Genomic DNA, 12,979 nt, shown 5'->3' with positions numbered 1-12,979 from the left:
GAAAAATGACACCACAATTTGTAAAAAACTCTATTCCATGATCGCCTCTGTCATGGTGAGGAACACTAGTAAAATTTTTCCAAGTGAATTCGTGCCGGAGCATTCTCTCACAGAAGCTTTCCCAAAGAGCACCATTCATTTTCAGTTTGAAGTTCAATCTCAATTCCTTTGATATTTTTGACTATCTTTCAATGCCTTAATTTAACAATAATGGGTAGATTAATTCAACAAGTAATATTTAAATATAAATAGAGCAATAATATCAGGCCTTGCATTCCCCCAAGACCAAACACCAATCTCACGTTTAACACGCTCCCCCATCATCACGCCCTGAAAATAAGCAATTGATGAGTAATATCGCGCATGGATGCGCGATAAGGCGAAACTAGGCCATGGATGGCCTATCTTCGCCGTTTACGTTAACATCAATTAATTATTTGAAGGATTAAGCGTGATGCTCGGGTGCGCTGAGAGTGTCCAGAGAGGGACCAGCGGCAGCCCCTCTTTGGCTGCCGTCGCCAGCGCGACAAAACCTTGAATAAGGTTTCTAATTTAGGTCACGGATTTATCCAGACAAAATATAAAAAGTTAGCGAGTTATAAAGCTTCAAGTTAGCAAGCAATGAACATATAACAACACGCGCCAGCAAGCTTAGCGCCTACGATAATACCTTTAACCTCGGTGCAGCGCGAAGCGCCTCTGGGTTCTCGGTGGTGAAATTCTTTTTCTCGCTTTTTGCGCCCTAAAGGACGACTACAAACAATACATATTTATGTACTTTGGAGCTGGTAATAATATTGGAGAATCGTTGGGTTTCGCTTCACTCAACCCAACCTACATAAGCATTTGAAATGGTTTTTCACCTCACACAAAAAAGCCGCTACATTGCTGCAACGGCTTTTAAAATTTTATAAATTCCCAATCTTTAATTGGAAATTTTAAAAATTATTAATCTCTGTATGTCTCTACCGCTGGGCATGCACATACTAAATTACGGTCGCCGTATACGTCATCGATACGTGTAACGGTTGGCCAGAACTTATCTTTAGCAACTGCTGGTACTGGGAATGCAGCGTAAAAACGGTCATACGCGCGGTCCCATTCATTACCTAACACATCAGCTTGTGTGTGCGGTGCAAATACCAATGGGTTGTTTTCGATAGACCATTCACCTGAAATGATTTTATCGATTTCACCTTTAATCGACACCATCGCTTCGATAAAGCGGTCAATCTCGCCCTTAGACTCAGATTCAGTTGGCTCAATCATTAATGTGCCCGCTACTGGGAACGACATTGTTGGTGAGTGGAAACCATAATCTTGTAAGCGCTTAGCAACGTCCATTTCAGTAATGCCTGAGGCTTCTTTTAATGGGCGTAGGTCAATAATACATTCGTGGGCAACGCGATTGTTACGGCCACGGTATAAAATTGGGAAGTGCTTGCTAAGTTCATTGCTTAAGTAGTTAGCATTTACAATCGCCATTTCTGTTGCTTGTTTTAAGCCTTCAGAGCCCATCATGGCAATGTAAGCCCATGAAATAGGTAAAATAGCTGCAGAGCCGTAAGGCGCTGCCGATACTGCACCATTTCCTTCATCAGTACCTGGTACGTTAATTACGCTGTGGTTTGGCATAAATGGCGCAAGGTGCGATTTAACACCAATTGGGCCAACACCTGGGCCACCGCCGCCGTGTGGAATACAGAAGGTTTTGTGTAAGTTTAAGTGCGATACATCTGAGCCAATAAAGCCTGGGCTAGTAACACCTACTTGCGCGTTCATGTTTGCGCCATCCATGTAAACTTGGCCACCATGCTGGTGAACAATTTCACATAACTCACGAATCGTTTCTTCGTATACACCGTGGGTAGATGGGTACGTTACCATGGCACATGATAGGTTTTCAGAGACGTCTTCAGCTTTCGCTTTTAAGTCTTCCATGTCGATGTTGCCGTTTTTATCACAGTTAACAACCACAATTTTCATGCTGGCCATTTGTGCCGATGCTGGGTTAGTACCGTGCGCAGAACTTGGGATTAAACATACGTTACGGTGCGCATCCCCTCGTGACTCGTGGTATTTACGAATGGCGATTAAGCCTGCGTATTCACCTTGTGCACCTGAATTTGGTTGCAATGAAACCGCATCGTAACCGGTAATGTTAACTAGCCAATCGTGTAGTTCGTTAATCATTATTTGGTAACCTTCTGCTTGGTCTAGCGGGCAGAATGGGTGAAGGTTTGCAAATTCAGGCCATGTAATTGGGATCATTTCAGCGGTCGCGTTTAGTTTCATGGTACATGAGCCTAACGAGATCATAGAATGATTAAGCGCTAAATCTTTGTTTTCAAGGCGCTTAATATAGCGAAGCATGTCTGTTTCGCTGTGGTAGCTGTTAAAGTTTGGATGCGTTAGTATTTCATCATCACGCACTAAGCTTGCAGGAATAGAGTCACTGCCATTTGCTTCAACATCAGCGGCAATCGCATCTACACTTAGGCCATGGCCTTCGCCTAAAATAATATCAAATAACTCAGCAACGTCTGCACGGGTTGTGGTTTCTGATACTGAAATTGAGTATTCACCGGCATGGTTAGTAGCAAAGTTAACACCTTTAGCTACAGCACGCGCCACGACGTCGGCTTTGTTTTCATCAACCACTGTTAATGTGTCAAACCAAGTAGTGTGCTTAAGTGCCACACCTTTTGCTTTTAAGCCAGTTGCTAAAATATCAGCAAAACGGTGAATGCGTTGTGCAATGGTTTTTAAGCCTTGCGGGCCATGGTATACCGCATAAAACGCAGCCATGTTCGCTAGTAATACTTGCGCAGTACAAATGTTTGAATTGGCTTTGTCGCGGCGAATATGTTGCTCGCGGGTTTGCATTGCCATACGTAATGCATCGTTACCTAAACGGTCTTTTGATACACCAATAATACGACCTGGTAATGAACGTTTGTACGCATCACGTGTTGCAAAAAATGCGGCATGAGGACCGCCGTAACCCATAGGTACACCAAAACGTTGTGCTGAACCCAGTACTACGTCGGCGCCTAATTTACCTGGTGCTTTTAATAGTAATAAGCTCATGATGTCGGCAGCAACACAGGCAATCGCTTTTTTACTTTGTACGCCAGCTATTAGGTCTGTTATGTCAACAATTTCGCCTGATGTTGACGGGTATTGGAATAACGCACCAAAAATATCGTGGTTAACAGCATCGGCGGCTTTACCTACAATAATTTCAAAACCAAATTGCTCTGCACGAGTAGTTACTACGTCAATGGTTTGCGTGTGTACGTCGTCGGCAATAAAGAACGCATTGGCTTTTTTAGCTTTAGAGACACGTTTTGCAAGGCCCATTGCCTCGGCTGCAGCGGTTGATTCGTCAAGCAGTGAGGCACTTGCTAAATCTAGGCCGGTAATATCTAGGGTCATAGTCTGGAAATTTAATAGTGACTCTAAACGCCCTTGTGCAATCTCTGGCTGATACGGTGTGTACGCTGTATACCAACCTGGGTTTTCAAGTACGTTACGTAAAATTACGTGTGGTACGTGAGTTGGGTGATAGCCTTGGCCAATATACGATTTGAAAACTTTATTTTTGCTTGCTACTGATTTTAAGTAGCTTAGTGTTTCAACTTCGGTGCGGCTTTCGCCGATATTAAGACCTTGCTCAAGACGGATACCAGCAGGTACAGTTTGACCGATCAGCTCTTCAACGCTCGATACTTCAAGAGCGCTAAGCATGTCGTTTACTTGCGCTGGGCTTGGCCCAATATGGCGGCGAATAAAATCTTGCTTTTGCTCTAATTGTTCAAGAGATTTGGCGTTTGACATGTGTCCAGATTCCTATGATCCTAAATACTAATGGGTAACTAGTATTGATTAAAATATGTGATGATTTAGCTGCTTACTTTGTATGGAAAAATAAGCGCTTTAATCATAAAAGCCCCAATGTTTTAACATAGAGGGGCTTTTATTAATTAACGATTAGTCTTCGTCAATTGTATGCGCGTAACCTTCAGCGTCTAATAAGTTATCTAACTCAGACTCTTCTGACGCTTTAATACGGAATAACCAACCGTCGCCGTATGCGTCGTTGTTTACTGTTTCAGGCGCATCTTCTAGCTCTTCGTTAATGGCAACAATTTCACCGCTAATTGGCGCGTAAATGTCTGATGCCGCTTTTACTGACTCTGCTACTGCACAGTCTTCGCCAGCATCAACTTCGTCGCCTACTTCTGGTAATTCAACAAATACCATGTCGCCAAGCAGCTCTTGCGCATGCTCAGAAATACCAACAGTGTAAGTGCCGTCGCCTTCGTTACGAACCCACTCGTGTGAAGGTGCGTATTTTAACTCGCTAGGGATATTGCTCATTTTTTTCATCCTTTGGTTTAGATTGGGAGAATACCAATGAATAAGGCTAACTTATTTATTGGTATAACCAAATTATTTAGATTATTGATTTACCGTTACGTACAAAGCCCGACTTAACTACTTTTACGTTAACTAATTTTTTACGCATTTCTACTTGAGCTGTGTCGCCGGTTGAACGTGGTACACGTGCTAATGCAACACTATAGCCCAATGTTGGTGAGAATGTGCCAGATGTAATAACACCTTCGCCAGCATCAACAATTACTTTAGAACCACTGCGTAGTACGCCTTTTTCTTCAAGAATAAGACCTACTTGCTTGTGAGTACTTTTTTCTGCACGTTGTTTTACCAAAACATCACGACCAATAAAGTCACGATCTTCTGGCTCCCATGCAATAGTCCATGCCATGTTAGCTGCCAGTGGTGATACGCTTTCGTCCATATCTAGGCCGTAAAGGTTCATACCTGCTTCTAAACGCAGTGTGTCGCGCGCACCTAAGCCCGCAGGCGCCACACCGGCATCAAGCAATTGCTGCCATAAATCGGCGGCTTGCTCGTTTGGCACTACAATTTCGTAACCGTCTTCGCCAGTATAACCTGTTGTAGCAATAAATAAATCACCGGCTTGAACACCAAAAAATGGCTTCATGCCTTCTACTGTAGCTTGCTGGTCTGCGTTTAATACCTGGGCTGTTTTAGCACGTGCATTAGGGCCTTGAACCGCAATCATGGCGTATTCTGGGCGCTCAGTAACCGTTACAGCAAAATCGCTCGACACTTTGGCTAAATGTGCTAAATCTTTTTCACGGGTCGCTGAGTTAACCACTAAGCGATAAAATGTTTCGCTAAAGTAGTAAATAATTAAGTCGTCGATTACGCCGCCTTGCTCGTTAAGCATGCCAGTGTAAAGCGCTTTACCTGGTACGGTTAACTTAGCAACATCGTTAGCTACTAGCTTGCGTAAAAACGCTTGTGCTTGCTCACCTTGTATATCAACAATGGTCATGTGTGATACGTCGAACATACCCGCATCGTTACGTACGGCGTTGTGTTCTTCTATTTGTGAGCCGTAGTTAATTGGCATTTCCCAGCCATGAAAATCAACCATTTTTGCGCCGGCTTCAAGATGCTTTGCATGTAATACTGTTTTAGAAGTCATAATATTCCTTCACTTTTAAATTAACCCATGTGTGTGGGCGTGGCCTCAATTAAATGAGGGGGAATAACATGGTAGCCATTAATAAGCCTACCAAATTGTAATCTTTAACTTTTTACCCGTTAGGCTGCTTGAGTGTTGGTAACACTAAAGCCCTGTTGCTGCATATACTGTTGCCACTTATCAAGCGTGGCCGTTTTAGCAATAACAATAAACTGCTGTTCGTTGTTTTGATCTACTGCAGTAACAAACACATCACCACTTTGCGCGCCATAGCAAAGCTGCGCATCAGCAAGGCGTAACCCTGGGGTTAGTTTAAATGCCTCAACTAAGGTATCAAATGCATTGTCGCCTTTTAAAGTAAAGGTCGCTAAGTCGGTGCGTACCACAAAGTCGATATCGTATCTAAGCTGCTGCTCGTTAATGAGCGCTTGTAATTGCAGGCTAGCATTAACTGGAAGTACAAATCGAAAGGCCGTTTCGCTAAAGTAGTAAACGGCGTAGCTAAAATCAGAATTTAAATCGCCATCCAGTGTGCCTTTAAAGCCAAAGCCACTAGCGGTAAGTTTGGTGAGGTCATGACCTAAAATAGCACTTAAAAATACCGATGCTTCACTACCACTAAAGTCAATAACAACGTGATTGCTATCGGCTTGTAAGGCATTAATAACCGCGCTGTTAGCGTTGCTATGGCGGGCAAACATAATCGGGTTAAAAGTCATAACAAATACCTATCTATCTTTAATAGCAAAAGTATATTGCGCAAGCCTTACAACAACAAATTGTAATTACTTATCAATTGATAAATAATACTTATATATATAGCCATATAAATAGTAATTTTAAATATGAAAAACATTTCAACCGACAGTTTACGAACTTTTGTTATGGTGGTTGAGGTTGGTGGATTTGCCAAAGCAGGCGATTTACTTGGCCTTTCGCAACCTGCGGTGAGCTTACAAGTAAAACGTTTAGAAGATTTACTCGGCTATAAATTATTTAAAAAGCAGGGCCAACGACAAGTGCTCAACCAATATGGTGAGTTGTTACTGCCTATGGCAAAGCAAATGGTGCAGCATAACGATGCCATTTTACAGTTGTTCACATCAGAAAGTGTAACCGGTAAAGTGCGCTTGGGGATCCCTAGCGAATTTGCCGCGCGTATTTTGCCCTCCATTATTGGCGATTTTGTGGCGCTCTACCCTGAGGTATCACTTGAAGTAAAATCACGTTTAAGTAAACACCTACTCTCTGATGAGCGCCAAGATCAATTTGATTTAGTGTTAGCGCTTAACGAGCAACTTGACTCAGAAAAAATTCCTATTTTTATTCAAGACCAATTAGTGTGGGTGGGCGACCTATCACTGGCACAAAATGAAACGGTAACCTTAGTGACCGCCCCTGAGGGCTGTATTTATCGCCGCAGAGCAACTCAGGCGCTTGAAAAAGCAGGCATTAAATATCGTATTGTTTACAGTAATGCCGATTTAACCGGTTTAATTGCCGCGTTAAAAGAAGGCTTAGGTATAACAGTACTTGCAAAAAGTACCGTACCTAACGATTTAGCCTATCACTTACACACTAAACATTTACCTGCGCTTGGCAGTATAGGTATTAGTTTAGTGAAAACCGCCAGCGAACCTGAAAACGCGGTATTTAAACTCGCCGAATTTATTAAGCTGCGCTTAGGCTATCCCACGGCTTAAATAACTTGACCTCTGGATAATAAATCGAGCTCAAACACAGCTCAGGTTAAATTAACCGCCACCAGCCAGTACATTATGTTGGTTTTATAAAGCTAAGCTAAACACTTAGTTAAAAATGTTATAAAAACAGCGTGTTTTTACGGCAAATGTAAATATAACTAAAACTTAATAATATTGATTCTCATTCGTTAACATGTTTAAATTACGCCAATTTTAGTAGTTGAACTATTTTTAGGATAATCAATGTCACATAAATTTTTAGTTTCTTCGTTAACTGCAGCCGTAGCGCTGTCTTTGAGTGCAACAGCAATGGCCAAAGATGCCGGCGGCGTTGAACGCAATTTTGAACAAATTACCGTTATTGGTTCACAAGCAGCAATTAACGATATTCCAGGTTCTGCTACATTTATCTCTGATGAAGAATTGCAAAAATTCGAATTTACCGATATTTCTCGCGTATTAGCATCTGTACCAGGTGTATACGTTCAAGAAGAAGATGGCTATGGTCTGCGTCCTAACATTGGTATGCGTGGCACAGGTACTGGCCGTAACGATAAAATTTCAGTAATGGAAGACGGCGTACTCGTTGCACCGGCTCCTTACTCTGCACCATCGGCTTATTACTTCCCAACTATGGGTCGTATGGAGTCTATTGAAGTATTAAAAGGTGCTGCCTCAGTTAAATATGGCCCGCGCACTACCGGTGGTGTATTAAATTTACTTTCTCGCAGCTTACCAACTGAAGCAAATAGCTCTATGGGTATAGTTGACGCGGCACTTGGTAGCGATGGTTACTATAAAGGTCACGCTTACTTCGCTAAAGAAAAAAATAACACAGCGGGCTTAATTGAAGTGTTTTCTTACGGCGCTGATGGTTTTAAAGAATTACCAGTAGGCGATGACAACACTGGTTTTGAAAAAAATGACGTACTGGTAAAATTTGGCCATACCTTTGGTGAAAACGATGCCCACAACATTGAGTTTAAAGCTAAGTACTCTGAAGAAACATCAGACGAAACGTACATGGGCTTAACTAACGTCGATTACCAAGAAAATCCTAACCGTCGTTATGCTGCATCGCAAAATGATGAGATGAACACCCGTCATAATGCATACCAAGTAAACTATGCATACCGCTTTGGTGAAGGTTACGAATTTTTAGCAACCGCTTACTTAAATGACTTCCACCGTAACTGGTACAAAGCCAGTAAAGTAAGCGAAAGCTACCTTGAGCAATACAGTGAATTTGAAGCAAACCCAACGGCTGAAGGTATCGAAAACATCGGTGTTAAAGCTAATAACCGCGACTACCAAGCTAAAGGTGTGCAGTCTGAATTACACATTCCGGCGGGCGATCACTACATTACAGTTGGCGTACGTTACCACGAAGATGAAATGGATCGTTTCCAGTGGGAAGACAAATACACGCTTAATCAAGATTTAAGTATGACTCTTACCTCACAAGGCGCACCTGGCTCTAATAGCAATCGCTTAGACAGCGCAAAAGCAAGCACCCTATTTATTCAAGACGAATGGACAATGGATGCATTGGTAGTGAGTGCAGGTCTGCGTTATGAAGACATTACTATTACCCGTGAAGAATGGGCTAAATCAGATCCAACTCGTAGCATGGGCTTAACGAAGGATATTTCAAACGATACTGAAATTTTAGTACCGTCTTTAGGTGCTACTTACACACTTAACGATAACGTAACGTTACTTGCAGGCATTCAAAAAGGTTATGCACCCGCAGCGCCAGGCAATGCTGACCAAGACGAAGAAGAAAGCGTCAACATTGAGTTTGGTTCTCGTTTTAATGCAAACGGCTTTAACGGTGAAGTGATTGCATTCTACTCTGATTACGACAACATGCATGGTAACTGTACCGCATCAGTAGGTTGTAGCGACGACAACATTGGCGACCAATACAACTACGGTGAAGTAGAAGTATCAGGCTTTGAATTTAGCGCTGGTCGTACGTTTAATACTGCATCAGTTGCGTTCCCAGTTAAACTGACTTACACCTACACTGATTCAGAGTTTAAAAACACATTTGATTCAGAAATTTGGGGCTCTGTAGAAAAAGGCGATGCAATGCCTTACGTACCAGAAAACCAAGTTGCTTTATCGTTTGGTGCCGAAGTGAATAACTTTGTTGTTAATAGCCAAATACGTTACGTATCGGATGCACATGCTGACCTTTCTGACTCAGGCTTAAATGCGATTGATAGCCGTGTTGTATGGGATTTAGCTGCTAAGTACTTAATTGATGAAAATCAAAAAGTATACCTAAGCGTTGATAACCTGTTTGATAAAACCTACATTGCTAACCGCGCAAATGGCGGTATTCAACCTGGTAAGCCACGCTCAGTACAAATGGGTTACTCTTACAGCTTTTAATAAAGCGCTAACTTAAAAATACAAAAAAGCCGAGTTGATGTAATCAATCTCGGCTTTTTAATGCCTATAATCCCTATGTAATTAGCCTGTGCTTAGGCTAGTTAGGCTTAGGCTTAATTTGTTTCTGCGCGCTGGCGTAACACTTCAAATAAACAAATGCCGGTTGCTACCGATACATTTAAACTTGAAACCGTGCCTGCCATTGGGATTTTAACAAGCACATCACAATGCTCACGTGTTAAGCGGCGCATGCCCTCACCTTCAGCACCCATCACAATCGCCATTGGGCCTGTTAAGCTGGCATCAAATACATGTGTGTCGGTTTCACCGGCAGTACCTACAACCCAAACGCCCGCGTCTTTTATTTCACGCAATGTACGTGCAAGGTTAGTTACCTGAATAAGCGGTACCGTTTCTGCTGCGCCACAGGCCACTTTACGTGCTGTGCCATTAAGCTTTGCTGATTTGTCTTTAGGAACAATCACCGCATGTACGCCCGCTGCATCGGCACTACGTAAGCAAGCGCCTAAATTATGCGGATCGGTAATGCCATCAAGTACCAGTAAAAATGGCGTGTCTTCGCGTTCAATGATCTCATCGAGATCTTTTTCATTAAACACTCTCGCCGCTTTTACGTTGGCGATAATGCCTTGATGCTGTTCATCTTTCGCTTTGTTATCAAGCGCTTTTCGTTGCATAAACTGTACTGAAATACCAAACTGACGCGCTTGCTCAATCACAGGCGATAAACGCTTATCATCACGTCCCTTAAGGGCGTATATTTCTATAAAGCGCTCTGGCTCTTTTGCTAAAATTGCTTCAACAGAGTGAAAGCCAAAAATTAATTCATTACTCACGAATTGTTTGCTCCTGGGCTACTACGTTTACGGGCATTTTTACCTGGTCTTTTAGGCTTTTTGACCGCTTTCTTTTTGGTTTTTTTCTTCGCGGTGGTGTCATCCGCTTTTACTTTAGACTTACCGGCTGCCTTCGTTTTACCTGCAGGCTTTTTGCCATCTTTAGCTTTTTTACTGTCACTTGCTGACTTTTTGCCCGGTATTTTACCAGCTTTAAGTTGCGAGCGAACACTTGCTGGGGCATTCTTTTTTGGCGCACGACGACGCGCGTAACGATCTTGAGCCACATCGCCTTTAAGCGTTAAGTTAATTCGGCGTTCATCTAAGCTTACCGAGGCAACTTGCACAGTGACTTTATCGCCTAAACGATAAACCGTATGTGTGTGTTCACCCACCAAGCAATGTTTAGCCGCATCATGTTGGAAGTATTCATCACCTAAATTGGTAACATGAATTAATCCATCAATTTGCAAATCATCTAAACGAATAAATAAACCAAAATTAGTAACCGATGAAATAACCCCGTTAAACTCCGTGCCTACATGATCTTGCATGTATTCACATTTTAACCAATCGGCTACTTCACGGGTGGCATCGTCTGCGCGGCGCTCAGTAGTTGAACACTGCTCACCAAGTTGATCGACTTCATCATCGCTATAGGCGTATTCACCTGACGTTTGTTGACCTTGCGCTTTTAATACCGCTTTAATCGCACGGTGTACCACTAAATCGGGGTAACGGCGAATTGGCGAGGTAAAGTGCGCGTAGGCCGATAATGCTAAACCAAAGTGACCTATGTTATCTGGCTGATATACCGCTTGCTTCATTGAGCGAAGCAGCATGGTTTGAATAAGCTCAGCTTCAGGACGGTCCCCTAAACGAGCCAACACATGAGTGATCTCTTTCGGGGTTGGTTCGTCGCTTAGCGTGCTTTCAATACCTAGCTCAGTTAAAAACTGAGTAAAGTTACCCAGTTTTTCGCTATCGGGTTCATCATGTACCCTAAACAATGCACTTGCTTCGTGTTTCTCAAGTAGTTTAGCCGCCGAAACATTAGCTAAAATCATACATTCTTCAATCAGCTTGTGCGCATCGTTACGAATAACTGGCACAATAGATTCTATTTTACGCTGTGCATTAAATACAAAACGGGTTTCGAGCGTTTCAAATTCAATTGCACCACGCTCTTGGCGTGCTGCTTTTAATGCAATGTACATTTGCTGTAAGTCAGTTAAATGCGGCACTACAGCTGCGTATTCTTTACAAAGCTTTTCGTCATTTTGTAAAATGGCATTTACTTTGGTGTAGGTTAAACGAGCATGCGAATTCATTAGTGCTTCGTAAAACTTATAGCCCGACAGCTTACCCTCTTGCGATACGGTCATTTCTGCAACCATACACAAGCGGTCAACCTCAGGGTTAAGCGAACACAAACCGTTAGACAATACTTTTGGCAGCATTGGAATAACTTGCTCAGGGAAATACACTGAGTTACCGCGCTCTATCGCTTCTTTGTTAAGCGGCGTGTTCATACCTACGTAATGGGATACATCGGCAATAGCTACCCATAAACGCCAACCACCTGACTTTTTAGGTTCACAATAAACAGCGTCATCGAAGTCGCGAGCGTCTTCGCCATCAATAGTGACAAGTGGCAAGCCGCGTAAATCAACACGGCCTTGCTTATCGGCTTCTTCAACAAATTCACCTAAGTGGGCAACTTGTTGTTCAACCTCTTCTGGCCATACATGCGGAATATCGTGATTACGCAGCGCAACTTCAATTTCCATACCCGGCGCTAAATGCTCACCTAATACGTCAATCACTTTACCTACCGCATTCATGTTACGGCTTGGGTTTTGAGTTATTTGCACTTGCACCATTTGGTTGTGGCGTGCGCCTTTTTCGTTACCCGGTAAAATAATAATATCTTGGGTAATGCGCGGATCTTCAGCAACCACAACGGCAATACCATGCTCAACAAAATAGCGGCCAACAATAGGCGCTCGCTCATTAGTAAGCACTTTAATAATACGGGCATCGCATTTTGAGCCTGAACCACGCTTAGTGCCTTTCGCAAGAACGATGTCACCGTGTAGCACCATATTCATTTGATGCTTGGCAATAAACCAGTCTTTGCTCTCGCCTTCAACTTCTAAAAAGCCAAAACCGTCTCTGTGGCCGACAACTTTGCCTTTGGTTAAACCGGCTTCGTCAATCAGGGCATAACATTTAAATTTATTAAAATACAATTGCCCGTCGCGCTCCATGGCACGAAGTCGGCGCTTAAATGCTATTTGTCGTTCTTCATCGTTGACCGCGAGTTCTTCGCATAGTTGCGTGTAATTAGCAGGTTTTGAACGCTCTTGAAGGTGAGTAAGTATAAACTCACGACTAGGGACTGGGTTTTCGTACTTTTCTTGTTCTCGACTGAGATTTGGATCTTGGTTTGACATTCACTATCTTGTTAGTTGGTT

The 12,979-nt window shown here is 42.8% G+C and carries 8 protein-coding genes; 2 read left to right on the top strand and 6 right to left on the bottom strand.

Annotation, left to right across the window (positions count from 1 at the left end; all coding sequences use genetic code 11):
• Nucleotides 1-948 precede the first annotated feature (948 nt).
• The 4 genes from gcvP to AB8618_RS02205 all read right to left on the bottom strand — a co-directional run bounded on the left by gcvP (nt 949) and on the right by AB8618_RS02205 (nt 6,261).
• Nucleotides 949-3,840, bottom strand: a complete 2,892-nt coding sequence (gene gcvP, locus AB8618_RS02220; RefSeq protein WP_413401260.1) for an aminomethyl-transferring glycine dehydrogenase — start codon at nt 3,838-3,840, stop codon at nt 949-951.
• Between the two features lie 153 nt (nt 3,841-3,993).
• Nucleotides 3,994-4,383 (bottom strand): glycine cleavage system protein GcvH, encoded by a 390-nt coding sequence (gcvH, locus tag AB8618_RS02215; RefSeq protein ID WP_008112430.1) that lies wholly within the window; start codon nt 4,381-4,383, stop codon nt 3,994-3,996.
• A gap of 76 nt (nt 4,384-4,459) precedes the next feature.
• Nucleotides 4,460-5,542 (bottom strand): glycine cleavage system aminomethyltransferase GcvT, encoded by a 1,083-nt coding sequence (gcvT, locus tag AB8618_RS02210; RefSeq protein WP_413401259.1) that lies wholly within the window; start codon nt 5,540-5,542, stop codon nt 4,460-4,462.
• A 119-nt stretch (nt 5,543-5,661) separates the two neighbouring features.
• A complete protein-coding gene (locus tag AB8618_RS02205) occupies nt 5,662-6,261 on the bottom strand; it encodes a hypothetical protein (RefSeq protein WP_008112435.1) in 600 nt (199 codons plus the stop codon).
• A 126-nt stretch (nt 6,262-6,387) separates the two neighbouring features.
• Between AB8618_RS02205 and AB8618_RS02200 the strand changes: the two genes are divergently transcribed.
• Both AB8618_RS02200 and AB8618_RS02195 read left to right on the top strand, forming a co-directional pair.
• A complete protein-coding gene (locus AB8618_RS02200) occupies nt 6,388-7,245 on the top strand; it encodes a LysR family transcriptional regulator (RefSeq protein ID WP_413401258.1) in 858 nt (285 codons plus the stop codon).
• A gap of 243 nt (nt 7,246-7,488) precedes the next feature.
• On the top strand, nt 7,489-9,645 hold the full coding sequence (locus AB8618_RS02195) for a TonB-dependent receptor family protein (protein WP_413401257.1): 2,157 nt from the start codon (nt 7,489-7,491) through the stop codon (nt 9,643-9,645).
• Nucleotides 9,646-9,758: 113 nt separating this feature from the next.
• Here AB8618_RS02195 and rlmB read toward each other — a convergent pair whose 3' ends face one another.
• Both rlmB and rnr read right to left on the bottom strand, forming a co-directional pair.
• Nucleotides 9,759-10,502, bottom strand: a complete 744-nt coding sequence (rlmB, locus tag AB8618_RS02190) for a 23S rRNA (guanosine(2251)-2'-O)-methyltransferase RlmB (RefSeq protein ID WP_008112440.1) — start codon at nt 10,500-10,502, stop codon at nt 9,759-9,761.
• Nucleotides 10,499-12,958 (bottom strand): ribonuclease R, encoded by a 2,460-nt coding sequence (gene rnr / locus AB8618_RS02185; protein WP_413401256.1) that lies wholly within the window; start codon nt 12,956-12,958, stop codon nt 10,499-10,501. Before rnr ends, rlmB begins: the two co-directional genes overlap by 4 nt.
• Nucleotides 12,959-12,979: the final 21 nt, after the last annotated feature.

It is taken from the genome of Pseudoalteromonas sp. RW-H-Ap-1 (assembly GCF_048318575.1).
Classification (GTDB): Bacteria; Pseudomonadota; Gammaproteobacteria; order Enterobacterales; family Alteromonadaceae; genus Pseudoalteromonas.
Note: the sequence above shows the minus strand (reverse complement) of the source record. Positions and strands in the feature narration are given on the sequence as shown.